Origin of the sequence: Allobacillus halotolerans (genome assembly GCF_018967645.1) — a bacterium.
Taxonomy (GTDB): Bacteria; Bacillota; Bacilli; order Bacillales; family Alkalibacillaceae; genus Allobacillus; species Allobacillus halotolerans.
On record NZ_JAHLZF010000004.1, the window covers coordinates 40,997 to 66,333 of the forward strand.

General features: G+C 39.9%; 19 protein-coding genes. 1 reads left to right on the plus strand and 18 read right to left on the minus strand.

Annotation, left to right across the window (positions count from 1 at the left end):
* Nucleotides 1-28: 28 nt before the first annotated feature.
* The 10 genes from polA to KQ486_RS04185 form a co-directional block, all read right to left on the minus strand.
* Nucleotides 29-2,662 carry a DNA polymerase I gene (gene polA, locus KQ486_RS04140; protein WP_216686865.1) on the minus strand — a complete coding sequence of 878 codons (2,634 nt, stop codon included), beginning with the start codon at nt 2,660-2,662 and terminating at the stop codon, nt 29-31.
* 39 nt (nt 2,663-2,701) lie between these two features.
* Complete coding sequence (pnpS, locus tag KQ486_RS04145) at nt 2,702-4,405, minus strand: two-component system histidine kinase PnpS (RefSeq protein WP_216686866.1); 1,704 nt, start codon at nt 4,403-4,405, stop codon at nt 2,702-2,704.
* 3 nt (nt 4,406-4,408) lie between these two features.
* Nucleotides 4,409-5,092, minus strand: a complete 684-nt coding sequence (locus KQ486_RS04150) for a response regulator transcription factor (RefSeq protein ID WP_216686867.1) — start codon at nt 5,090-5,092, stop codon at nt 4,409-4,411.
* A 156-nt stretch (nt 5,093-5,248) separates the two neighbouring features.
* Nucleotides 5,249-7,300: a thioredoxin domain-containing protein gene (locus tag KQ486_RS04155; protein ID WP_216686868.1), complete on the minus strand. Its 2,052-nt coding sequence runs from the start codon at nt 7,298-7,300 to the stop codon at nt 5,249-5,251.
* Between the two features lie 170 nt (nt 7,301-7,470).
* On the minus strand, nt 7,471-7,896 hold the full coding sequence (locus tag KQ486_RS04160) for a YugN family protein (RefSeq protein WP_144160792.1): 426 nt from the start codon (nt 7,894-7,896) through the stop codon (nt 7,471-7,473).
* 273 nt (nt 7,897-8,169) lie between these two features.
* The gene (locus KQ486_RS04165) at nt 8,170-8,421 is read right to left on the minus strand and encodes a DUF2188 domain-containing protein (protein WP_144160794.1); all 252 of its coding nucleotides are present in this window, start codon (nt 8,419-8,421) and stop codon (nt 8,170-8,172) included.
* 120 nt (nt 8,422-8,541) lie between these two features.
* On the minus strand, nt 8,542-9,489 hold the full coding sequence (mdh, locus tag KQ486_RS04170; RefSeq protein WP_216686869.1) for a malate dehydrogenase: 948 nt from the start codon (nt 9,487-9,489) through the stop codon (nt 8,542-8,544).
* A gap of 62 nt (nt 9,490-9,551) precedes the next feature.
* The gene (gene icd, locus KQ486_RS04175; RefSeq protein WP_144160798.1) at nt 9,552-10,823 is read right to left on the minus strand and encodes an NADP-dependent isocitrate dehydrogenase; all 1,272 of its coding nucleotides are present in this window, start codon (nt 10,821-10,823) and stop codon (nt 9,552-9,554) included.
* 129 nt (nt 10,824-10,952) lie between these two features.
* Nucleotides 10,953-12,068 carry a citrate synthase gene (citZ, locus tag KQ486_RS04180; RefSeq protein WP_144160800.1) on the minus strand — a complete coding sequence of 372 codons (1,116 nt, stop codon included), beginning with the start codon at nt 12,066-12,068 and terminating at the stop codon, nt 10,953-10,955.
* A gap of 220 nt (nt 12,069-12,288) precedes the next feature.
* Nucleotides 12,289-12,762 carry a DUF441 domain-containing protein gene (locus KQ486_RS04185; protein WP_144160802.1) on the minus strand — a complete coding sequence of 158 codons (474 nt, stop codon included), beginning with the start codon at nt 12,760-12,762 and terminating at the stop codon, nt 12,289-12,291.
* 117 nt (nt 12,763-12,879) lie between these two features.
* Between KQ486_RS04185 and ytvI the strand changes: the two genes are divergently transcribed.
* On the plus strand, nt 12,880-13,974 hold the full coding sequence (gene ytvI, locus KQ486_RS04190; protein ID WP_216686870.1) for a sporulation integral membrane protein YtvI: 1,095 nt from the start codon (nt 12,880-12,882) through the stop codon (nt 13,972-13,974).
* Nucleotides 13,975-14,410: 436 nt separating this feature from the next.
* On the opposite strand, the gene KQ486_RS04195 is transcribed toward ytvI, so the two are convergent.
* From KQ486_RS04195 to dnaE, 8 genes are all read right to left on the minus strand, one after another.
* Nucleotides 14,411-14,812: an FxsA family protein gene (locus KQ486_RS04195; RefSeq protein ID WP_144160806.1), complete on the minus strand. Its 402-nt coding sequence runs from the start codon at nt 14,810-14,812 to the stop codon at nt 14,411-14,413.
* A gap of 11 nt (nt 14,813-14,823) precedes the next feature.
* A complete protein-coding gene (pyk, locus tag KQ486_RS04200) occupies nt 14,824-16,590 on the minus strand; it encodes a pyruvate kinase (RefSeq protein WP_144160808.1) in 1,767 nt (588 codons plus the stop codon).
* Nucleotides 16,591-16,610: 20 nt separating this feature from the next.
* The gene (gene pfkA, locus KQ486_RS04205) at nt 16,611-17,570 is read right to left on the minus strand and encodes a 6-phosphofructokinase (protein ID WP_144160810.1); all 960 of its coding nucleotides are present in this window, start codon (nt 17,568-17,570) and stop codon (nt 16,611-16,613) included.
* A gap of 268 nt (nt 17,571-17,838) precedes the next feature.
* The gene (gene accA, locus KQ486_RS04210; RefSeq protein ID WP_144160812.1) at nt 17,839-18,828 is read right to left on the minus strand and encodes an acetyl-CoA carboxylase carboxyl transferase subunit alpha; all 990 of its coding nucleotides are present in this window, start codon (nt 18,826-18,828) and stop codon (nt 17,839-17,841) included.
* Nucleotides 18,828-19,685 carry an acetyl-CoA carboxylase, carboxyltransferase subunit beta gene (gene accD / locus KQ486_RS04215; RefSeq protein WP_144160815.1) on the minus strand — a complete coding sequence of 286 codons (858 nt, stop codon included), beginning with the start codon at nt 19,683-19,685 and terminating at the stop codon, nt 18,828-18,830. The genes accA and accD overlap by 1 nt, the downstream gene beginning before the upstream one ends.
* An 87-nt stretch (nt 19,686-19,772) precedes the next feature.
* Nucleotides 19,773-20,387: a FadR/GntR family transcriptional regulator gene (locus KQ486_RS04220; protein ID WP_216686871.1), complete on the minus strand. Its 615-nt coding sequence runs from the start codon at nt 20,385-20,387 to the stop codon at nt 19,773-19,775.
* Nucleotides 20,388-20,413: 26 nt separating this feature from the next.
* The gene (gene ystJ, locus KQ486_RS04225) at nt 20,414-21,652 is read right to left on the minus strand and encodes an NADP-dependent malic enzyme (protein WP_144160821.1); all 1,239 of its coding nucleotides are present in this window, start codon (nt 21,650-21,652) and stop codon (nt 20,414-20,416) included.
* Nucleotides 21,653-21,989: 337 nt separating this feature from the next.
* Complete coding sequence (gene dnaE, locus KQ486_RS04230; RefSeq protein WP_144160824.1) at nt 21,990-25,334, minus strand: DNA polymerase III subunit alpha; 3,345 nt, start codon at nt 25,332-25,334, stop codon at nt 21,990-21,992.
* Nucleotides 25,335-25,337: the final 3 nt, after the last annotated feature.

A 25,337-nucleotide genomic window follows, 5' to 3' on the forward strand; every position in this document is an offset into this window, starting at 1 on the left:
GAATCTCTTTTTATCTCTAGTACTTCGATTATTTCGCATCATACCATGTGTCACCGAAGGACGCATCGACACTTAATGGTACATCCAATGTTACTGTATTTTCCATTGCTTCTGTTACAAGGTTCTTCAGCGCATCGACATCTTCTTTTGCCACTTCAAAAATCAATTCATCGTGAACCTGCAGAAGCATATTTGCGTTAATTTCGGAGTTTTCCAATGCTTGTTTGACATCGATCATCGCTTGCTTAATGACATCTGCCGCACTTCCTTGAATTGGTGAGTTCATCGCTGTCCGTTCGGCAAAGCTTCGACGGTTGAAGTTCCGTGCGTTAATCTCAGGCAAGTAGCGTCGTCGATTCATTATCGTTTCGACGTACCCGTCCCGCTTCGCTTGATTGACGATTTCCTCCATATATTTCTTAACACCTGGATAGCTATTCAAATACGTGTTTATGAACACGCCAGCTTCTTTTCTGGAAATGCCCAAACTTTGACTTAAACCATAATCACTAATTCCATAAACAATCCCGAAGTTCACGGCTTTTGCATGACGCCTCATGAGGGACGTTACTTCATCTTCTTTGACGTTAAAAACTTCGCTTGCGGTTTGCGTATGGATATCTTTTCCTTGTCTGAATGCTTCAATCAATTTTTCATCTTGGGAGATGTGGGCTAATACTCGAAGTTCGATTTGAGAATAATCGGCTGCGAGCATGATCCAATCATCCTTAGACGGAATGAATGCTTGGCGTATTTTTCTTCCCTCTTCCAGACGGATTGGAATGTTTTGCAAGTTCGGATCAACAGAGCTCAATCGGCCAGTTTGTGTCAACACTTGATTAAAACGCGTATGAATTTTATTCGTGTCTTTGTGTACGACTTTTAATAAGCCCTCTAAATAAGTTGATTGTAATTTGCGAAGCTGTCGATAAAGAAGAATCTGATCGACAATTTCATGTTCATGCTGCAACTTCTCTAGAACATCGGCAGCTGTAGAGTAGCCTGTCTTCGTTTTTTTAATGACTGGAAGCCCTAAATCTTCAAACAGAACAACGCCAAGCTGCTTTGGTGAATCGATGTTGAACGCTCGTCCAGCCAGCTCATGAATACGTTTTTCAATCTCTTGTAAACGCAGATCTAAATCATCCTTCATTTCTTTCAACCGTTCGACATCTGCTCGGACACCGATATGTTCCATGTCCCCTAAAATAATGGCTAGCGGCATTTCCAATTGATGAAAAAGGTTTTCTTGTTCATTTTCTTGTAATTCCTTTTGTAAAATATCATGAAGCTGATGCCCGACGAATGCTTTTCGAACAATATGTTCCGCATAGACATCCTCTTCTGGTAGCTTTCGTTTGGCCCCTTTTCCATAGACCTCTTCGTCAAATGACGTGTCATGGATACCATAAAATGTTGCGACACCCGGCAAATCATGTGCCGAGTTTTGCGGATTGACGATATAGGAAGCCAGCAATAAATCGAATGTGATGCCTTCTACTTCAATTCCTTTCCAAGCAAGAGCTACTTTCATCGCTTTTGAATCGCTGACGATTTTTTTCTTCTCTGGATTTTTGAGCCAGTCGACGAATTTTGTTGATTCAAACGCGACCTCCGTTGGAATGAAATAATGTCCGGTTTCATTGGATAATGAAAAACCGACTACATCGGATGAGTGATAATTTTCTTCCCATAGCTCCATAATGAAAATATTTTCATTCGGACCAAGAATGTCATCATTCAATTCAGTGATTTTTTGAAAGTTTACTTCAGCGCGTTCAACCGGTTCTTCGCTTGCTTCCCCATCGATTCGGTCCATTAACGAGTTAAATCCATAAGCTTTAAAAATCTCGACGACTTTTTGCGTTTCATATCCTGGATAAACAATGTCCTCGACACTGATCTCAATCGGTGAATTCCGGTTGATCGTCACTAATTCTTTACTCATGAATGCATCTTCTTTGTGGTTCGTTAAATTCTCTTTTAACTTTTTGCCACTTACTTCTTCCAAGTTTTCATAGATATTTTCGAGTGTATCAAACTGTTTCAACAGTTTTGCTGCTGTTTTCTGACCAACACCTGCTACGCCCGGAATATTATCTGAAGGGTCACCCATCAATGCTTTGAAATCGATCAGTTGATCTCGGGAAACACCCATTTTCTCAGGAATTGTAGCTGGTGTGTATTCTTCCAAATCAGAGGTACCTTTCTTGGAAATCGATACGGTTGTATAATCATCAGCCAGCTGCAGTAAGTCTTTATCACCTGTAATGATGTTCGTATGCTTTTTCTGCTCAGATGCCTGCTTCGAAATGGTTCCGATAATATCATCTGCTTCATACTGATCCAACTCATAATGCTTAATACCAAATGCATCTAACAACTGGCGTACAATCAAGAATTGTTCAGAAAGTTCAGGTGGTGTTTTTTGTCGACCACCTTTATATTCTTTATAAGTCTCATGACGGAATGTCGTTTTGCCCGCATCAAAGGCAACCAGAATATTTTCTGGATTTTTTTCCTCCAAAATCTTCAACAACATCGTTGTGAATCCGTAAACGGCATTTGTATGAACCCCTTGATCATTACTCAATAGTGGTAAAGCGAAAAACGCTCGATATAATACACTATTCCCATCAATTAATATTACTTCATCAGCCATTCAAGCACCCCATTTTCTATTTCTCAATTCTTGCTTCGGTTAGTTTCTAGGTAAACGAACCGTAATTTCAGTTCCTTCACCGAGGGTACTATCAATGTCGATCTCACCCTCATGAACCTCAACGATATGCTTCACTATCGATAGTCCTAAACCAGTCCCACCGGATTGCCGGCTTCTCGCCTGATCGACCCGGTAAAAACGTTCAAAAATCCGGTGAAGCTGTTCTTGTGGGATACCAATACCACTATCCTTAATTTGTAAGATGATTTCTTCATCCGTTTGTTCCACCAGCCATTCAATATGGCCGCCTTCATCCGTATATTGAACAGCGTTCACATATAAATTCAATACTAATTGATACCAGCGGTGATAATCCGCGTAGACGGTTAAATCAGTTGGAACGATAACATCCGTTTGAATATTCTTTGCTTCGATTGTCTTTTCAACTACTTGGTAAACTTCATCCATCAGCATCTTCAAGCGAAATTCAGTTTTATCCAGTTGAAAAGAATCTTTCTCGAGTAAAGCTAAATCCAATAAATCTTCTACAAGATTATTCAATCGTTTACTCTCTTTTTCAATGATTTTCAAGAACTCTTTCTCTTTCTGTTCATCGACTTTTTGTTCCAAAAGTGTTTCAGCAAAACCTTGCATGGAAGTAAGTGGTGTTCTTAATTCATGCGAAACATTGGCAACAAAGTCTTTCCTTACATTTTCAACTTGCTTTATCTCCGTTATGTCATGACATACCACGACAATGCCTTTCCACGTGTCGTCTGCATTTTTAATCGGCGCAACATGTACATCAAAATAATGGCCTAGCGTTTCAATCAGTGCATGCTTTTTTTCTTCTGTAAAAATAGCCTCTTGAATTAATTCATTTAAATGCTCATGATCAATGACTTCGTAGTAAACTTCACCAATGATATTTTTCTCGTCAACAGAAAAATATTCAACAAATGCATCATTGATCAGTCGAGTAATGCCTTTATCATTGACCAACAAAACACCGCTCACCATATTATTGACAACAGTCTTCAGCCGGTCATTTTGATTCTCATACTTGCCTGTAATATAATCCAAATTACGAGCCAGGCGGTTGATTGAATGACTCAGTTCAGACGCAATCCCATAGGGGGCATCATGGATCCTTACTTGATAATCACCTTCCACTAGCCGCTCCGCTGTATCGGCTGCCTTTCGAATCGGCATCACATAGCTATCATACAAACGATTTCCAAAACTCCATAGAAAAGCGATGATTAAAACAGCTATAATGCTGACAAGTAGCCAAACTGTCCATTGCAATTCACGTATCGGTAGTTCTTCGCTTACGACAACCAATGTCGTACCAGCAGAAACAGAATACGTATAAATTAATCGATCATTTTCCAATAAATACCCGGTTTCAGACGCTTGACCGCGTAAAACCTCCAAAAAGTCATCGTTATCAGGAACAAACGTAGACAATTCTTGTTGGTCATCTTGAAAATATAAGTCTACTTGAAAATATTCAGCATAATAAGCAAGGTCCGCATTGTCCAATCCACGCTGTTCCGCTTCATCCTCAAGTTGCTCACCGATAAAGTTCGCATCATTATCTAGTTGTTGTTCAGCCGACTGAACGATATAGTGCTGTGCGATTTGAGAGAATATATAACCAAGCACAGTGAAAAAAGCAATGATCAATAGAATATAAATATATAATGTATTTCGGTTTCCAGTTTTCCGGCTTTTCGTCATTTTTTATCCCTCAATTTTATAGCCAATTCCTCTTACCGTTTTAATCAATGTTGGTTTTTTGGGATCGAGCTCTAGTTTTTCACGTAGATGGCTAATATGTACATCAACGATTCTTGTGTCTCCAACGAAGTCAAAATCCCAAACATCCTTTAGTAATTTGGCACGTGGAACCGGTTTGTTTTTTCGATTCACCAAATAGACGAGCAAATCAAATTCTCTTTTTGTAAACTCAACCGGCTCATCTTCTTTAAATACTTCATACGTTTCTGGGTCAATACGGATATGAGCCAGTCGAATCTGTTTGTCTAACTTTTTCGCCGGCTGCATTCGTCTCAGTACGACCTTCACACGAGTCACCAATTCTTTCGGGCTGAAAGGCTTTGTCATATAATCATCTGCACCATATTCAAGTCCAGTGATCATATCTTGCTCCTGGCGCTTGGCTGTTAACATAATGATTGGTGTGTGAATATCATCTTGTCTCAATTTTTGACAGATTTCCATGCCGTTCATCGACGGAAGCATCAAATCCAACACGATAAGATCGAAATGATCATTCTTCGCTGCTTCATATGCTTGCTTACCATCTTGATATACGACCGTTTCATAACCTTCCTGTTCTAGATTATATTCAATCAATGTGGTGATCGAATCCTCATCATCTACAATTAAAATACGTCGGTCCATCATGTCATCCCCTACTATTCTGTTGTATTTATCATATCGATAATTAACTAGTTTGAAAAGTAATAAGAGGCATGAACACTCTTAACAAAAGAAACGAAAATGGAACATCCATTTGCGCGATGCTCCATTTTTTATTTAGTTCATTAAATGGTAGACCTACTTTCCAAATAAATCACCAATGACGTTTTGGTAATTCGTCGTCGGTGCTTGACAGGAGAAGTTTTCACAAACAAATAATGTCGTTTGATCATTTATTTGTTGATAATCTTTCGTGAACGGGGCCACTTTCACTAATTCGTTTGCCTCACCTGCAATTAATGAGATTTGTGGACTGTAACTTTGTTGATAATGATGAACGAATTCTCTAAAGCCATCTTCTTTTTTATTACCTAACAAGACGACTTCTTTGGATGGGAATTCGGTCATTAACAAACTTTGCAAGAAAAAGCTCGTGACGTATGGATGTTTCTGAACAATGGAATAGAATAAGTGATACATTTCTTCAAGTTTTTCAATATAAACAGTTTCACCAGTCAATGCCCCCAACCGGGCTAATAGTACTCCCGCTACACTGTTTCCTGATGGGATAGCTCCTTCTTGAATCTCCTTTTCACGATCGATCAATGTTTCACCATCTTCACCATTAAAGAAGAATCCACCTTCATCATCGTCCCAAAATAATGTGAATAGTTCATCCATCAATTGCTTGGCTTTTTGTAAGTAATTCAAGTCAAAATCAATTTCATAAAATTCTAGATAGGCCCATATTAAATAGCCGTAATCATCCAAGTAAGCTTTATATTTTACGTCATTCTCTCTGTATCTGGCCATTAAACGTCTATTTTGAAACAAATTTTCCTCGATAAATGTAAGTGCTTGTGACGCCATATCAGCATAGGCAGGTTGCTGATATGCCTTGGCTGCTTTTAGCAACGCGGTAATCATCATCGCATTCCAGGAAGTTAGGATTTTATCATCCACATGCGGATAAACTCGTTTTTCCCTTTCAATTAAAAGTAGTTTTCTCGCTTCTTCCAACTGTTCATTTAGCTCATGAACCGACAACGTATTTCGCTCAGCGACTTGTTTTAAATCTACGTCAATTAAATGAGGAATATTCTTTCCTTCAAAATTACCCTGTTTTGTTATTTGGTAAGCATCTGTATATAAATCACCCAACTGCTCGCCCAAGATTTGATAGACCTCTTCAAAAGACCAAACATAATACTTTCCTTCTTGCCCTTCCGAATCGGCATCAATGCCCGAGTAGAAGACGCCTTCTTCACTCGTCATTTCCCTCTGTATAAATTGGATGATTTGCTCACTGATTTGTTGGTAAAAAGGCTTACGTGTAACTTGATAAGCCTCCGTATAAGCCATCAACAAAAAGGCTTGATCATACAGCATTTTCTCGAAATGGGGTACTAGCCACTTTTCATCTGTGGCATAACGTGTAAAACCAAATCCGACATGATCCCACAAACCACCATTAGCCATTGCTTGGAGTGTGTGTTCAGCCATTTGCAATGCCTGTTCATTATTCGTTTGATCATAATAACGGAGTAAAAAAAGGATATTTTGTGGTGATGGGAACTTAGGCGCTCCACCGAAACCACCATCTGTTTCATCGTATAATCGAGTAAACAACTCATATCCTCTGTGTACAGCCGTTTGATCCAAGCGCTGCTCACCCGCCTTCAATTGAGATCGCTTAATCGCCTGCTCAACACTGGCCGTCACATCCTTGATTTGCTCTTTGTCATTCTTATACGTCTTATATAACTGTGTGACAACTTCTGTGAAGCTCGGTAACCCATAGCGTCCCTTCGGTGGAAAATAGGTTCCTGCATAAAATGGTACATGTTCCGGTGTCATGAAGACGGATAAAGGCCATCCGCCATGCCCTGTCATCTGTTGACAGATTTTCATGTAGATCGAGTCGACATCCGGCCGTTCTTCCCGGTCGACCTTAACGGAGACAAAACGTTCATTTAGCAGTTTAGCCGTTTCTTCATCTTCGAAACTTTCATCAGCCATGACATGGCACCAATGACAGGTTGAGTACCCAATGGATAGAAAGATCGGCTTGTCTTCTGTTTTCGCCTTCTCGAATGCTTCTTCACCCCATGGATACCATTCGACTGGGTTGTATGCATGTTGTAGTAGATACGGTGATTTTTCATCGATTAGGTGATTGGGTTTTCCCATATGCGGTCACTCCAATAATTGATTTTAACGAGTCGTTTCCCTCATATCCTATTATCTTATCCTGTTATAAGTATGACCAAACAAAGTATAAACGTCAAAAATAGAAAACAGGCATTCACCCGCCAGTTAAGATGGTGAACGCCTTATTCAACAGTACATGCTATACTTTTTTAAACTTCTTCTAAAAAGTTCACATGGGAAACAATTTTTTCAACAGCTTCCTCGCCATTTTCTTCCCACTCATTCTTATCATGAATCTTTCCGTCCGTATCCAGCGGCTTTTGAAATTGTCCCAGACCTGAAATGGTTGCTAAAGCATTTGCATCTTTCTCTAAACCAATATTGACAACATGTTTAATGACATACGGTTTTTCAAATTCAATTAACGCATTGGGGCGATCGAGTTCACCTTCGATTACTTGAAAGGGTAAGCGCAAGTAAATGGTTTCACCTGCTTCTCGCCATAAAATCGAATCGATGCAACCACGATCGTAGTCCCAGCAACCACCAAGTGTAAATTTTAGTCTTTTAGCTTCTGAGAGCATGTTTCCATAAAAGGTTCGCTTACCTTCAATCGTTGTATCCAATTCAATCATATGAATCCACCTTTACAATAGAGTTTATGATGGTCATAGTATTGGCCGATTGAGATGGAAACATACTGGATTTTATGAAACTTTTGGTATGGACGGATCAAGGCATATACCTTCGTAAACAGGAAAATATGCCTTGTTTTGCAGAAGTGAAACGACACTCGAAGAGATCCTCTACTTAAGAAATAACAAATGATCTCTAAGAAGAAACAGTAATATATTTCCCGAGAAATATCGATTTATATTTTAGTTTTGATTCCAATCCTTTACTGCTTTTTACTTTGTTTCATAATCATATTGCTCTTCAATTTCCCCTGAAGAACTGTGAACATAAGCAATTGTGTCATTTTCTTCAGCAAGTTCGATTGCTTTTTCGATTGCCTCGTCCTTTGAATCTGTTGTATATTCTGGTTCGTCTTTTCCTTCTTCCTTCACTGCCCATTCTTCATCAAAAGGAACAACATGATACCGAGCATCATCCGTTCCTGCTCTTTCTTTAAAAAACTCTTTGCGTTCTTTTTCAGACATGTGTGTAGCCTCCTTTGTTTGGTTGAAAATTCATGTTGCATTAGTCGATACCCGAATCACATCTTGAAAAACATAAAAATCCACCTTGGAATGAATGTTCCAAGGTGGATCAGTTTACGTTTATTTATTTTTGTTTAATACGTCCATTACTTGTTGAACGGATTGTGCTGATTGATCTAATTGAGTTTTTTCTTCATCTGTTAAATCAAGCTCGATGATCTTCTCGAGTCCGTTACCACCGAGAACTGTCGGCACTCCTAAATACATATCATGATAGCCATATTCACCTTCAAGATAAGCGATCGCAGGTAAAATTCGTCGCTGGTCTTTCAAGATTGCTTCTGTCATCTCTGTTAATGCAGCAGCAGGGGCATAGTATGCTGAACCACTTCCGAGTAACCCGACGATTTCACCGCCGCCTTTCCGTGTGCGTTCCACAATTTCTTCAAGACGGTTTTTAGAAATCAGTTTCTCTAATGGAATACCTCCTGCATGCGAATAACGCAGCATTGGTACCATGTCATCACCATGTCCACCAAGGACGAAGCCGGAAACATCCTTTACGGAGACATCCAGTTCCTCAGCGACAAATGCACGAAAACGTGCTGTATCCAATACACCAGACTGACCAATGACCCGTTTTTTCGGTAGACCAGCTGTTTGATATACCGTGTAGGTCATCGCATCAACTGGATTTGTTAGCACAAGGATGATCGGCTCCTTGGAGTGCTGCATAATTTCTTGCGTTACAGATTTCATAATCTTAGAATTCGTCGCTACAAGATCGTCTCGACTCATTCCCGGTTTTCTGGCAATTCCTGCAGTAATGATGACAACGTCGGAATCTTTTGTATCAGCATAATCCGATGTTCCAACAATATTTGCATCAAATCGTTGTACTGGACTTGCTTCCAACATATCAAGGGCCTTGCCTTTTGTCGGGTCTTCCATATCTGGAATATCGACTAATACGACGTCAGCCAGTTCTTTCTGAGCAATCATCAAAGCGGCCGTGGCACCGGTGAATCCGGCACCGATGACTGAGACTTTCCTACGCTTGATTGTCATCCAAAGCCTCCCTCAATTCGATTTCAACCAATTGATTTTAGCTTTCCACAAATAAAGAAGTATTAACCCATGTTTTTGATAAGTTCATCAGCAAATTCAGAAGTCTTAACTTCTGTTGCATTATCCATCAAACGAGCGAAGTCATAAGTAACGACTTTGCTTGCAATTGTTTTATCCATAGCTTTTGCGATTAATTCACTTGCTTCTCTCCAGCCTAAGTGGTCAAGCATCAATGTACCTGACAAGATTACTGAAGATGGGTTCACTTTATCCATGCCCGCATATTTTGGAGCTGTACCGTGAGTCGCTTCAAAGATCGCATGTCCAGTATCATTGTTAATGTTCGCTCCCGGAGCAATTCCGATTCCACCAACTTGTGCTGCTAGAGCGTCGGAGATATAGTCACCGTTTAAGTTCATTGTCGCAACAACTTCAAACTCTTTAGGACGTGTGAGGATCTGTTGCAAGAAGATATCTGCAATCGCATCTTTAACGATGATTTTACCAGCATCTTCCGCTTCTTTTTGTGCTTTATCAGCTTCTTCGCGACCTTTTTCATCAGCAATTGCATCGTATTCATTCCACGTAAATACTTTGTCGCCGTATTCACGTTCAGCTAATTCATAGCCCCAGCTCTTGAAAGCACCTTCTGTAAATTTCATGATGTTTCCTTTGTGAACGAGTGTAACAGACTTTTTACCTTCGTTTAGTGCATACTCAATCGCTGCACGAACCAAGCGCTCAGTACCTTCTTTGGAAACTGGCTTAATTCCGATACCAGAAGTTTCTGGGAAGCGGATTTTATCTACACCCATTTCATTTTGGATGAAGTCAATGACTTTCTTCACTTCATCAGTTCCTTCTTGCCACTCAATACCCGCATAAATATCTTCTGTATTTTCACGGAAAATTTGCATGTCTACATCTTCAGGGTGTTTAACCGGAGAAGGTACCCCTTCGAAATAGCGAACAGGACGTAGGCACGTAAATAGGTCAAGCTCTTGACGTAATGCAACGTTTAGAGAACGAATTCCTCCACCAATTGGTGTAGTCAATGGACCTTTAATCGCAATTTTGTAATCACGAATTGTTTCTAATGTTTCGCTTGGTAGCCATTCACCTGTTTTGTCATATGCTTTTTGACCAGCAAGAACTTCTTTCCATACAATTTTCTTTTCGCCGTTGTAAGCTTTTTCAACAGCTTGTTCGAGTACGCGTGAAGCGGCAGCCCAGATGTCCGGACCTGTTCCATCTCCTTCGATATATGGAATGATTGCATGATTTGGAACGTTCATTTTTCCATTTTCTACTGTAATTTTTTCACCTTGTGTCATTGAAATACCTCCTCATTTTTTACATCCATTTATTTGTTGTCTGAAAATTGTTAAAAGATCCAGACAACATCACAAAAGCCGGAAATCCCGGCTTTTGAATAATTTATCGTACCTTAACTCACACGCTACTTAGCGTTCATTAAGTGGTACATACTTCTGTTTGCTTGGGCCTACCCACTCAGCTCTTGGGCGAATCAAGCGGTTATCAGCATACTGTTCAAGGATGTGTGCTAACCAACCTGATACACGGCTTACTGCGAAGATTGGTGTAAAGAGATCGTGGTCGATCCCTAAACTATGATATACAGACGCAGAATAGAAATCAACGTTTGCAGGTAATCCTTTGTTTTCTTTAATATAGTCCTCAATCTTAACTGACATTTCATACCATTTACTTTCGCCTGCAATCTCTGTCAATTGCTTGGACATTTCTTTCAAGTGCTTGGCACGTGGATCGCCATTTTTATATACTCTGTGACCCATGCCCATAATTTTTTCTTTGTTCTCTAGTTTTTTCTCGATATGTGGAATAGCATTGTCGACTTCACCAATTTCAGAAAGCATCGCCATGACACGCTCATTCGCACCACCGTGAAGTGGTCCTTTAAGTGCCCCAATTGCTGCAGTAACACCAGAATATACATCTGAAAGTGTTGCTACACAAACACGTGCTGTGAATGTGGATGCGTTTAACTCATGGTCAGCATGTAGCACTAGCGCTTTATTGAAAGCTTTTACTTCAATGTCTTCTGGATCTTTTCCATTCAACATATATAAGAAGTTTTCAGCATAGCTATTCTCTTTCTTTGGAGAAACTGGGTCTTTTCCATTACGAATACGTGCAAAAGCAGTAACGATCGTTGAGATTTTTGCCTGTAAACGAACAGCTTTACGGCGATTCGCTTCTTCATCCATTGTATCTGCTTCGTCATCATACAGACCAAGCATAGAAACGGCTGTGCGCAAAGCTGCCATTGGATGAACCGTTTTCAAATCATACGATTTCAAGTGATCAACGATTTCAGAAGGGATGTCCATATTCTCTGCTAAATCGTTTTTAAATTTGTCTAATTCGTCTTTTGTCGGTAATTTTTGATTCCAAAGAAGGTAAACAACTTCCTCGAAACTTGAATTTTCTGCAAGATCATCAATATCGTAACCCACATAGGTGAGCTTATCATCAATGATCGAGCTAATAGACGATTCTGTTGCTACAATTCCTTCAAGTCCCTTTGTGTTTGACATCGTATCTCTCTCCTTTTTTTCTTTTTGTCAAAAATGTGTATGAACACATTTAATTCTATCGGAATGCTAGTATATCTTCCACACTCATTATAAACAAATTCCTACCGAATGTGAAATTTTTTAAAATATTAGAAGTATAAAGCTTCATAGCTTGGACAATTTGTTCATACAATTGGATAATACGTCATCATTCTTTCTTCAAATAGTTCATACATAAGCTTCAACTAAACAAACCAACCATAGAATCGACAACGCGCATAGCGAGATAAGCAATACCCGCACCAATCAACGGTCCAACAGCAATCCCTTGGAAGAAAACAACAGCAAGGATTGTTCCAAGAATCAACGCTGTCGTCAAATGAGGTTCATTGGCCAACAAAGTCAATCCATCTTTTGCGACATAGGCCACAAAAATTCCAGCAAGAACAGCAATCCAAGCATAATACGATTTAAAGCTTTTCGCTAGATCTGTAAACCCAATTTCACCTGCTGCAATCGGTACAAGTACGGCCACCGTAATGATGACAACACCGATAAACATACCTTTCGCTTCAAGAAAGGGAAAGACCCGATCTTCCAGCTTGAACAATTTAATGCCTAATAAAATATATACAGCAATTAAAATCGCTTGGTTTTTTGCAATAAAACCGAGTGCTAATAAAATAAGTAAGAATATTGTAGAAGATGAGAACATCATGATCACCTCTTTATTGAACCTTCACGAACCCACGTGAAAACGAACTTTCTTCATCAGAAGAGCGATAGTACTGATTAGAGACCTTATCTCATTGTAGCAGAAAGGATTACAAGAATGAATATTGATTGGCTAAAAGCTATACAACTGACTGTCACTTTCATCGTGTTGTCCACGTTATTTTACGTTAGCTTACCCATTTTATATCCGTTTTACATAAGTATCATCCTGGCAATCATCATACTTCCTCTCGCTAAATTATTGGAAAGAAAATTATATTTTCCTCGGGGACTAGCTATATTTACGATGATTTTTATGTTATTAGTCGTTTCAGTTACAGTCATTTCTTTAAGTATGATTGAATTGATTCATTTTCTTCAACAATTCTCTCATTTCTTACCTGTCATATTCGATACAACATTACAACATTTTTATGAAACCATCTTTCCTTGGACAGAAAAAATGATTGGAACATTATCTAATTTACTAAGCAGATCTCCTGATTTTTCACAAGATTACTTCACACAGCTTTTGATGGACTTTGCGAATTCGTTTCGAGATTACAGTCAAAACTTCCTATTGGACCTTGTTCAATCACTCATCTTAATATTTACAAGCACGCTACAGTCAAGTTATATTTTTATACTGATTTTATTAAGCACCTATTTTTTAGCTAAAGACGGCCCAAGATGGGCAGCGTCTTTATTATCAAAGGTTCCCGCTCCTGTTAAAGACTTTATTTATGACCTTAGAATGCAAAGCTTCCAAGTGGTTAAGAAATATATTTTCGCACAGCTTTTGATCATTTTAAGCTCAGGTTTGATTATCTGGATTGGCTTAACATTACTAAATGTGAAGCATGCACTTGCGATCACTTTTTTTAGCATGCTTTTGGATTTCATCCCTTTGATTGGGGTTAGCGTCGTATTCATCCCTTGGATTTTATATAGTTTTTTGACACAGCAATTTTTTATGACGATTGGATTAAGTGTTCTATTGCTCGTCTTGATTATATTTCGTAATATCATTGAACCAAAACTTTTAGGTACATCCCTTGGGATTCATCCTTTTGTCATGATCATACTATTGTTTTTATTTTTTCAATGGTTCGGATTAATGGGTGTGCTTTTAACCCCTTTATGTTTGATTTTATTGATTACGATTAAGCAAACGGGGATTCTTCGGGATATTCAAGCGTATTTAACGAAGTAGATTGGATGGTTAGGTGACGTAATTGGGAAGTGCGAGTAATGGGTTGTCTTCCGGGCTCGAGAGACGCTGTCAACGACGGAACAGCGAAAATTCCGATGCCTTCCGTGCTCGAGAGGCGCTCTCAACGACGGAACAGCGAAAAATTCGGTGCCTTCCGTGTCCGAGAGGCGCTCTCAACGACGGAAGAGCCAAAAATCGGGTGCCTTCCGTGCTCGAGAGACGCTGTCAACGCCGGAACAGCGAAAATTCCGGTGCCTTCCGTGTCCGAAAGGCGCTCTCAACGACGGAACAGCGAGAAATTGATATTCTTCCGTGCTCGATAAATGCTCTCCTTCTCGACGACCATTTGTTATGCCGATGCCAGATTTTAGTCATCGATTACTTACCAAACCAAAAAACCTGAACGATCACATAACGAATGTGTCGTTCAGGTTTTTTATCTCCGGTAAATATGAAATCTTTTGACTGAGCCTTTTTTAATCATGGATAGCAGTTGTGCTTGCGCCCAAACCTTAAATGGTTTTCTTGTTACTGGAATCAATAAAAGAAAACCCAGTAAGTCAGTAAGAAATCCAGGAGTAAACAATAATACAGCCCCGATTAAAATAGCAATTCCATCGAAAATTTCATCCTTTGGCATACGGCGTTGCGCCATTTCTTGACGGGCTCGGTTCAGTGTGCTGATTCCTTGCCACTTGGCGAGAAAAGCACCGATGACGCCAGTCAAAATAATGCCTATTAAAACAAACCAAATACTTGTCACGTTGCCTAGCCAAACAAAGATCGCAATTTCGATGACTGAGAAAACAACAATTAATAAAAATAATAATCGAAACATGTATTCACCTTCTATATGATCGAAGTTCTTCCTAGATAAATATTACCCGTTTCCGAATCGAGCGTAATCTCATCTCCATTCGTCAATAAGCTTGTGACTTCTTTCGCGCCGACAATGGTTGGCAGCTCTAAGTTTAAGCCAACGATTGCTGCGTGGCTTGTCAATCCACCTTCTTCTGTGATGATTCCAGCCGCTCTTTTGATCCATGGCATCATTTCTTTTTCTGTTCCTGTGGCGACTATAATATCACCGTCTTCGAAATTTTCCTCTAATTGCTTAGCATTTTCTGCAATAATGACTTTTCCTGAAGTGCCTTTGTCTCCAATTCCTTGACCTTTTTGAACGATATCACCGACTACGTGAACTTTGACCAAGTTAGTAGAGCCACTTTGACCGACAGGAACACCCGCTGTGATTACGATTCGATCTCCGCGCTGAATGTATCCCGAATCAAGACTTCGACTTACGGCCAAACCGAGCATTTCATCGGTTGAATTCACGCGTTCACCGTTGATTGGATGCACTCCCCACACAAGGTTTAATTGACGATTGACACTCTCCCTGAAAGTGATGGCTATAATCGGTGCGTTCGGACGATATTTTGAGATCATCCGTGCAGTATTCCCGCTTTCCGTCGGTGTGACGATAGCGTTCAATTCAAGTTCTTCTGTTAAATTGGCAACCGAGTGACTAATTGCATCTGTCATGTTTTTATCTTCGTTTTTAAATCGGTTACTAGATGAATCAAGTTGTGAAATTTTGTTTTCCGTATAAACAGCAATGTTATACATCGTTTCAACGGATTCAACAGGATAATCACCTGCAGCTGTTTCACCAGACAACATAATTGCATCTGTACCATCGTAAATCGCATTCGCTACGTCGCTTGCCTCTGCACGTGTTGGTCTTGGGTTTCGTTGCATGGAATCGAGCATCTGTGTCGCGGTAATGACTGGTTTAGCAGCTACATTACATTCATGAATTAGCTTTTTCTGGACGAACGGCACTTCTTCTGCTGGAATTTCAACGCCTAAGTCACCACGCGCTACCATGATTCCGTTACTGACTTGAAGGATTTGAGCAATGTTATTGACGCCTTCTCGGTTTTCGATTTTCGGTACAATTTGGATAAACTCTCCGTTGTTTTTCTCCAATAGCTCCCGAATATCCAACACATCTGAAGCTCGGCGAACAAAGGATGCCGCAATAAAGTCAATACCTTCTTCGATACCAAACAAGATATCTTCTGCATCTTTGTCCGTAATCCCTGGTAGGTTTACGCTGACATTCGGAACGTTGACACCTTTTTTATTTTTGATTTCACCTGAGTTTTGTACGACGGTTTCAATCTCTTTTTTATCCTCATGGATTGCTTTTACTTCAAGACCGATCAACCCATCATCAAGCAAAATTTTTGAGCCAGGGTGGACATCATGAATCAATCCACTATACGTAAGTGAGAAACGTTCCGCAGTTCCTTCTACATCTTCCATCGTCAAATAAACAGTCGATCCTTCTTCTAAATATGCTTGGCCACCTTTGAACTGGCCTGTACGTATTTCCGGTCCTTTTGTATCCAACATGATCGCGACTGAACGACCTGTCTCTTCAGCAGCCTGGCGGATATTCCGGATACGATTACGGTGTTCTTCATGATCTCCATGAGAAAAGTTTAACCTCGCAACATTCATTCCTGATTCGATTAATTGCTTTAATGTTTCCACGGACTCTGATGCTGGTCCGATTGTACATACAATTTTTGTCTTGTTTTTAATCATAAGGTCACTACCTCCTAAAGTTATATGGATAGTTGGCTAGATAAATTATATAGTTCTTCTATCTCTTGATTGTTTTTGTCGAAATTACCTGTGAGATCATGATCGACAAACTGATTATTTTCCAATCCGACCATACGGCCTTGTTTTCCATTTAGCAATAATTCAATGGCAAAAGCGCCAAAACGACTTGCAATCACTCGGTCATACGCGCTTGGTGAGCCACCTCTTTGTGTATGGCCCAATATGGTTACACGAGTTGAGAAATTCAGCTGGTCTTTGATTCGGTCGGCAATATCGTAAGCATTGCCCGCACCTTCGGCCAACATGATAATGCTATGCCTTTTTCCACGCTCATGTCCTCGTTTGATTTTTTGAATGACTTCATCATAACTCGTTTTGATTTCTGGAATTAAAATACTTTCCGCACCACCGGCAAGTCCAGCCCACAATGCTAAATCACCGGCATCTCGCCCCATTGCTTCAATGACATAAATACGTTCATGAGATGTAGCCGTATCTCGAATTTTATCAACCGCATCAATGACTGTATTCAACGCGGTATCAAATCCGATGGTATAATCAGTTCCAGCAATATCATTATCAATCGTACCTGGAATTCCGATACATGGATATCCTTTTTCCGTCAGTTTTTTTGCCCCTTTAAAGGAGCCGTCGCCACCAATGATGACCAATCCTTCAATCCCGTAGTGATTCAATTGTTCAATGGCTTTCTGTTGACCTTCTTCCGTCTTGAAATCTTCAGAACGGGAAGAAAACAACATTGTACCACCTTTTTGAATAATATCACCAACCGAACCGATATCCAGTTGCTTAATTTCACCATCGATTAATCCTTGATAACCGTAATAAATCCCATATACCTCTATATCGTGATAAATACAACTTCTGACCACTGCACGAATCGCAGCATTCATGCCTGGCGCATCACCGCCACTCGTTAAAATACCAATTCGTTTCATAACTTCACCTCATCTCACTCTCTATAGGCAATCAGTCATTCATATCATTGAATCATCTATCTATATTCTAAATCAACTGCTAGGTAAAAATCATGTCATACGGGGTAAAGTTTGAATAAATTTCATTTGTTCCATAAAAAGCTCTGTAAAACATGACGTCTATTGATAAAAATGGATGTCTTTTCGTTCTACTATGAGGTTCCCCCTTAAATAAAAAGCTGCCCCCCTTGTTTATTTGTACCAATAACAAGTAGGGCAGTTCTTGGTATTACTCATTTACCGGAGTTTCCGTACGTTCCAAAACCGAGGTTGTCGAACCGATTTTTTCATACTTCCGCCAACGTTGATCCAATAATTCTTGTTCATTCAATTGATTTAACTCATGCAAAGAAGATTCGATGATTTCTTTAATCTTGCTTGCCTGGCTATCAATATCACGATGTGCGCCACCCTGTACTTCCTCAATGACCCCATCAATCACTCCAAGTTCCTTCAGGTCATAGGATGTTATTTTCATCGATTCAGCTGCTTTTTTAGCTAAATTGGAATCTTTCCATAATAAAGCCGCTGCGCCTTCTGGGGAGATGACAGAGTAAGTTGAGTTCTCCAACATGAATAACTTATCCCCAACACTTATACCTAAAGCGCCCCCACTACCACCTTCGCCGATTACAATACAAATGATCGGGACAGTCAACCCCGCCATTTCACGAAGGTTTTTCGCAATGGCTTCACTTTGCCCTCGCTCTTCGGCAGCCTTTCCTGGATAAGCACCTTTTGTATCGATGAAGGTAATAATCGGACGATTAAATTTCTCCGCTTGGTACATCAATCGCAAAGCCTTCCGATAACCTTCGGGATGAGGCATACCAAAATTGCGACGAATATTTTCTTTCGTATCTTTGCCGCGCTGATGGCCGACTACCGTTACTGGTTGACCATTAAACTTGGCAATCCCTCCGACAATTGCTTCATCGTCGCTATGATAGCGATCACCATGCATTTCAAGAAAATCAGTAAAAAGTTGTTCGATATAATCCAAGGTGGTCGGTCGCTCGGCATGTCTAGCCATTTGAACGCGATCCCATGGAGCCATATTTTCATATACTTCACGTTCCAGATGTTCCAATCGTTCTTCCAATCGATCGATTTCTGCCGATAAATCGACTTCACTATCACCAGATATCTTTTTCAACTCAGCAATCTTCTCTCTAAGCTCGACCACGGGCTTCTCAAATGGGAGGACATTCTTTTTCATCACTGATCACCTCCATCTTGGTGAATATCAAGAATCGTCGTTACTATTTTTTTCATTTCTGAACGATGAACCACACGATCTAACTGACCATGCTTAAACAAGAATTCAGCCGTTTGGAAATCATCTGGCAGTTTTTCCCGAATGGTTTGCTCGATAATTCTTCGGCCCGCAAAGCCGATCAACGCCTTCGGTTCAGCAAAATTATAATCACCTAAAGAAGCAAAGCTCGCTGAAACACCACCCGTTGTTGGATGGGTCATATAAGAAATGAACAACCCGCCTGAACGGCTAAAACGTTCTAAAGCGACGGACGTTTTTGACATCTGCATTAAACTAAGTACGCCTTCTTGCATTCGCGCTCCGCCTGATGCAGTGAAAATAATAATTGGTAGTCTTTCTTCTCTCGCTTTTTCAATCGCTCGCGAGATTTTTTCTCCGACAACAGATCCCATACTACCCATTCGAAAGCGTGAGTCCATCACAGCAATTGCTGATTCATAACCATTTATTTTTCCTTTACCTGTCATGACTGCTTCATTCATACCGGTCTTTTTCTGATCCTTTTCCACTTTTTCTATGTAATCTGGAAATTCAAGTGGATTCGCAGAAGTCAGTTGGACATCCCATTCTTCAAAGGTGTTGGCATCCATCAATGCATCAATCCGCTCTTTCGCTGACATCGGATGATGATAATCACAATGTAAACAAATCAGATTGTTTTTCTCGAGTTCTTTCCGATAATGTATTTTTCGGCACGAAGGGCATTTAACCATTAACCCTTGTGGGACATCTTCTCGTTCTGCTTGCTTAGATATTGTGGCATATTTCCTTTTTTTATTAAAAATATCTCGTAACAACGGGATTCCTCCTTTGTGTGGACACACCTTAAAGATACAGGAAGTCTACTTTGAAAATTGTCAAAAAACATCACTGAGCAAACTTCATTATTCGAGGATATATACCTTTTTAAGTGCTTCTTTTGCTGATTCGGTTTTATTTTCTTTAACCCAAAGCAATATTTGCTCATAAAATGAATGATTTTGTTCTTCAAAAGGAATTGGGTTACTGAACCCCTCCAATAAATGCCAAATCTTCGAGAGTAACCGATTGCCTGCTGCATTGAACAACTCTGTAAAAAGAAAAGTATGTAGCTGTTCTTTTGGCAATTCAACGATTACGGATAATAATTTTTCGTAAAGATCCGTTGAAATTTGGCCACTGAGATTAGATAGCACTTGAGATTCAAGTAATAATTTCAATTGAAGTACCTCTTGTTGAGATCTCGTTTCTTGCAGAATAAATGTCGATAAAATCTCAACCGAATAATAGGGCTGATAAGATCGAAGGAACGTTCCTTCGCCATGTCTTGTTTCAATTAAACCTAAGAGCTCAATCGCTCGTAAAGCTTCACGGACAGAAGAACGCCCAGCATTTAACTGTTCAGCCAACTCCCTTTCAGAAGGGAGTCGATCACCATCTTGCAATTGATGATCGACAATATAATTGCGTATTTCTTCCAATACTTCTTGATAAACTTTCGATTTCGTGTCTTTTGTCATAAAAGGCACCTCAATCATCTGCCCGATTATTTTTCATGGATTATTGTAAGCTCTTCTGTACGTTTACGTACTTCTTCTGGATCAACATCAATTCGTGCAACTCCTGATTCCATTGCGGCTTTTGCTACGGCAGCTGCAACAGCAGGCGCTACACGCTTATCAAATGGATCAGGAATGACGTAATCCGGTGAAACCTTGTCTTCTGCAACCAATTCTGCGATTGCTTCAGCAGCGGCAATTTTCATCCGTTCATTGATCCGAGTAGCCCGTACATCCAATGCTCCGCGAAAAATTCCCGGAAAAGCCAGTACGTTATTGACTTGGTTAGGGAAATCTGAACGTCCGGTACCAATCACTTTTGCACCCGCTTCTTTCGCATCGTCAGGCATAATTTCCGGATCAGGATTAGCCATGGCGAAAATCGTTGGGTCGTCGTTCATGCTCTCTACCATTTCTTTTGTCAATGCACCACCAACGGAAACACCGATAAACACATCTGAATCTTGAATGACTTCTTCCAAAGTTCCTTCAATATTATCTTTGTTCGTCATTTTAGCAACTTCATCTTTTACTTCATTCATTCCATATGGGCGACCTTCATAAATAGCCCCTCTTGAATCACACATAATAATATCGCGAACGCCAACGCTAAATAATAATTTTATAATGGCAATTCCTGCTGCTCCTGCTCCATTAATCACAACTTTAGAGTTTGAGAATGTTTTACCTGATATTTTCAAAGAATTGATCATTCCGGCAACGGTAACGATCGCTGTTCCGTGCTGGTCATCATGAAATATAGGTATACTCGTTTCTTTTTTCAGTCGATTTTCAATGACAAAGCAATTTGGCGCAGCGATATCTTCGAGGTTTACGCCACCAAATGTCGGCTCCATTAATTTTACGGTATTCACGATTTCATCAACATCATTTGTATTTAACGAAATAGGGAATGAATCGACACCAGCAAAGCTTTTAAATAGTGTTGACTTTCCTTCCATTACAGGCAAGGCAGCTTCAGGGCCGATATTACCGAGACCTAAAACGGCAGAGCCATCCGTCACGACAGCTACCATATTCCCTTTCATTGTATAATCATAGACAGTTTCTTTATTATCATAAATTGCTTTACAAGGCTCAGCGACTCCTGGTGAGTAAGCAAGACTAAGATCTCTTGCATTACGGATCGGAATTTTTGAATTTGTCGTTAGTTTTCCTTGGTTCACTTTATGAATGTGAAGTGCTTCCTCACGTAAATCTGCCACATATACCACTCCTTCATAAAAATCGTAGAAACAACTAAATTGGTCTGACCATTAACCTAATTAATTATAACAAACCATGAACACATGTAAAGAAATTCAGCTGAACCGTACATGCGAAAATGAAATGAATCGAATGAGAGTTGAATTTTAATACGTGGAAGTAATCACTTGGCAATTCGGTCGTTATATGTACATCTTATCCGCGCTGATCCATTATGAATCCAGACACAAAAATGATTAAAAAAAGAAACCAGATTTATACGACATACGGGAGTATTCCCGTTCACTTGGCGAATAAACCTGGTTGTGACAAAGATTGTTGCTATTTCAATATTATTCAACGCTTTCGCTTTTGTATGACAACATTATCGTTTCCGAACACCTCACCAAGATAATGAATCGATTCTTCGCTTAACTTCAGATCGTACTGTACAGATAGCTGGTACGACTTTTTCTCATTCGCCAGATAAAGGACAATGGGAGCCGTTCCAGGATACATTTTGCTGATTTGTTTAATCATTTGTAAATATTCCTTTTCCTTGTCGTAAATACGAATGAAAACGAGCTGTGAACTATCTTTAGGTAATTGCTGAATGTCCAATTCGGTTACATTTTGAATAATAAGTTGCTTTTCATTATTTCGTTCATCCGTTCGTCCCTCAATCTCAACAATCATACCTTCCGTAATTTTTCTTCCTACATCTCGATAGACTTGCGGAAAAATAACGCCATCGAGGGCTTCTGTTTCATCCTGCATTCGAATGAAAGCCATCTGCTCGCCACGCTTCGTGCGGATCTGCTTAATCTCATCAATTGAGGCGACTGTTCTGGTTTGTTTTTTTACTGGTAGCTTCCGAACTTGTTGGATGGTAGCCTGCCCTCGTTTCAATAAACTTCTTCGGACACTTTTCAAAGGATGGTCGCTTAACGTGAATCCAAGCACTTCTTTCTCCATACTAATTTCCTTAAGCGTTGAGAATGGTTCTGCTGGTGTATATTCGATATCCATATGAAACAAATCTTCATTCCAGTTCATTTGTTCATTGAAATGTGAAAAAAGTTCTCCTTGCTCGATTGCCTGAACGGTTGAAGCTAATAGTTGAGCACGATTTCGATTGGAATAATCAAATGCGCCGACGATAATGAGTGATTCAATTGCCGTCTGAGTGATCACATTCAAGTGTACTCTTCTTGTAAAATCAAATAAGTCCTTGAACGGTTGTTGTTTACGTGCATCTAACACTTCCATCAATGCTTGTCGACCAAATCCCTTAATCCCCAGCAAACCGAAACGAACTGTATTCGCTTCTTCAACGGTGAATTTACCAAAACTTTTATTAATCGAAGGCGGCAACACATTCAACCCGACTTGTTTGGCTTCTTTAATATATTTTTCGAGCTTTGTTGAATCATGGATGACAGAGCTTAATAATTCCGCGTAAAAATACGCCGGATAATTCGCTTTAAAGTAAGCTGTTTGATAGGAAATCATCGAATATGCAACAGCGTGACTTTTATTAAACCCATAGTCAGCAAATCGCTCAATCCATGAAAAAATTTCTTTAGCTATGGTTGGTTCGTACCCGTTCGCTTCAGCTCCTTGCATAAATAGATCCTTCATTTTCGCAATAGCGTCTGGATCCTTTTTGCTGATCGCACGCCGTAAAATATCTGCTTGCCCATAAGAAAAGCCCGCAATCAGACTAACGACCTGCATAATTTGCTCTTGATAAATCAGTACACCGTTCGTTTCCTGTAAAATCTGTTTTAAATCATCATGTATATAAGAAACCGCTTCCTGACCATTTTTACGCTTGGCATACGTTTCAATGAATTGCATCGGACCTGGACGAAACAACGCATTAACCGCTACGATATCTTCCAAACGATTCGGTTGAATTTGTCGAAGGGCTGATTTCATCCCACTGGACTCAAGCTGAAACACGCCCGTCGTATGACCCGATCTCAGTAATTGGAACGTTTTCGCATCATTCATCGGTAGTTTTTCCAACAAAATTGTTTTTCCTTCTTTTTCTCTTATTTGACGGATCATCCGTTCAAGCAATGATAAATTCCTCAAACCAAGAAAATCAATTTTCAGCAATCCGATGGCTTCTAGGTCTTGCATCGGAAATTGGGTTAAATAGACACCATCCTGTCCCTCTATAACCGGAACAGTATTTGTGAGATACCGATCACTGATCACGACACCAGCCGCATGCGTTGAATGATGACGTGGCAACCCTTCGATGACGAGCGCAGCTTGAAACATGTGAATCAGTTGTTGGGATTCCTGGATGTAATTCCGATACGTTTCATTTTCTTGAATAAGCTTTCGAAGGGACGTTGACTGCTTCGGTAAATGCTTCAGCAACCAATTCATTTGCTCATCGGTTATATGGAAAACCTTTGCGAGTTCCCGAATAATTGAACGAGATTGAAATGTACCAAAAGTAATAATTTGGGCAACACGATGCTGCCCATATTTATTTTTGACATAGTGAATCATCTCTTCTCTTCGATAATCCGAAAAATCAATATCGATATCTGGCATCGATTTACGTTCAGGATTTAAAAAACGTTCAAACAACAAATCATACGTCAAAGGATTTACCTTCGTAATTCCAAGCAAAAAAGCAACAAGAGACCCTGCCGCAGAACCTCTTCCTGGACCAGTCAAAATGTTTTCTTTATGCGCATGCCGCATAAAGTCCCAAACGATTAGGAAATAATCAGCAAAATCCATTTTTCCGATAATCGACAATTCTTCGTCCAATCTATTTTTTGCACGTTCCATTTGAGATTCAGCACATTTAACTGGCAGTTGCTTTTCACAAAGTTCGCGCAGAAAGTCGATGGATTTTTGACCTTCACCCATTGAAAAATGAGGCAATTCAAACCATTGATCAGGAAACTCAACTTGGCACTCATTTGCAATTTTCATTGTACGTTCAATGGCTTCTGGATAGTTATTCACAAATTCAGTCGGTAATTGTTCGCCAGTTACAAAATGATGAGCACCTGTATTCTTTTGGCGAATGGAAGACAGAGAGGATTGTTTCTTCATTGCTAACAGTGACTCATAACCAATTTTGTCACGCTCTTTTAAATACCTAACATCCACCGTAGCAATCATTCGATCAGCGTAATGCTGAGTGATTTGCTCCACCCATTGATTCAATCGCTCATTTTCAATATAAGGTTGCACGGCTATATACCAATCTTTCAACTTCGCATCAAGCGATTGGAAGATATTTTGGATCGTTTGATCATCTTCCAGATATACCAAGTCCTCGATAAAGGTATTGTAAACGGATAATACACAAAAAATGTTGGTACATTCCGATAGATCGTCCAATCGAATCGGTTCTTTCTTCGCCATCTTTCGGTTGGATAATTGAACGAGCTCTTCATACCCGCGTATATTCTTTGCCAATAAAATAAACCGAAGTGGTCGATATTCTGACTCCATGTAAACATCGGCTGTCATACCGATAATCGGTTTCACATCATATTGAGAACACAACTCATAAAACCGGTATGCACCAAATAACACCTCATGATCAGTCAACGCCAATGAGTGCATGCCGCTTTGCTTTGCTTCACTTACTAACGATTCGAGCTCAATTGTACTTTCCATTAGCGAAAAACTACTATGTATTTGTAAGTGGACAAACTCCATCGG

Bases quoted from the DNA above. Each gene is read 5' to 3' on its own strand.
- polA (WP_216686865.1), bottom strand. From the start codon at position 2,662: ATGGCTGATGAAGTAATATTAATTGATGGGAATAGTGTATTATATCGA.
- pnpS (WP_216686866.1), bottom strand. From the start codon at position 4,405: ATGACGAAAAGCCGGAAAACTGGAAACCGAAATACATTATATATTTAT.
- KQ486_RS04150 (WP_216686867.1), bottom strand. From the start codon at position 5,092: ATGGACCGACGTATTTTAATTGTAGATGATGAGGATTCGATCACCACA.
- KQ486_RS04155 (WP_216686868.1), bottom strand. From the start codon at position 7,300: ATGGGAAAACCCAATCACCTAATCGATGAAAAATCACCGTATCTACTA.
- KQ486_RS04160 (WP_144160792.1), bottom strand. From the start codon at position 7,896: ATGATTGAATTGGATACAACGATTGAAGGTAAGCGAACCTTTTATGGA.
- KQ486_RS04165 (WP_144160794.1), bottom strand. From the start codon at position 8,421: ATGTCTGAAAAAGAACGCAAAGAGTTTTTTAAAGAAAGAGCAGGAACG.
- mdh (WP_216686869.1), bottom strand. From the start codon at position 9,489: ATGACAATCAAGCGTAGGAAAGTCTCAGTCATCGGTGCCGGATTCACC.
- icd (WP_144160798.1), bottom strand. From the start codon at position 10,823: ATGACACAAGGTGAAAAAATTACAGTAGAAAATGGAAAAATGAACGTT.
- citZ (WP_144160800.1), bottom strand. From the start codon at position 12,068: ATGTCAAACACAAAGGGACTTGAAGGAATTGTAGCAACAGAATCGTCT.
- KQ486_RS04185 (WP_144160802.1), bottom strand. From the start codon at position 12,762: ATGTTCTCATCTTCTACAATATTCTTACTTATTTTATTAGCACTCGGT.
- ytvI (WP_216686870.1), top strand. From the start codon at position 12,880: ATGAATATTGATTGGCTAAAAGCTATACAACTGACTGTCACTTTCATC.
- KQ486_RS04195 (WP_144160806.1), bottom strand. From the start codon at position 14,812: ATGTTTCGATTATTATTTTTATTAATTGTTGTTTTCTCAGTCATCGAA.
- pyk (WP_144160808.1), bottom strand. From the start codon at position 16,590: ATGATTAAAAACAAGACAAAAATTGTATGTACAATCGGACCAGCATCA.
- pfkA (WP_144160810.1), bottom strand. From the start codon at position 17,570: ATGAAACGAATTGGTATTTTAACGAGTGGCGGTGATGCGCCAGGCATG.
- accA (WP_144160812.1), bottom strand. From the start codon at position 18,828: ATGAAAAAGAATGTCCTCCCATTTGAGAAGCCCGTGGTCGAGCTTAGA.
- KQ486_RS04220 (WP_216686871.1), bottom strand. From the start codon at position 20,387: ATGACAAAAGACACGAAATCGAAAGTTTATCAAGAAGTATTGGAAGAA.
- dnaE (WP_144160824.1), bottom strand. From the start codon at position 25,334: ATGGAGTTTGTCCACTTACAAATACATAGTAGTTTTTCGCTAATGGAA.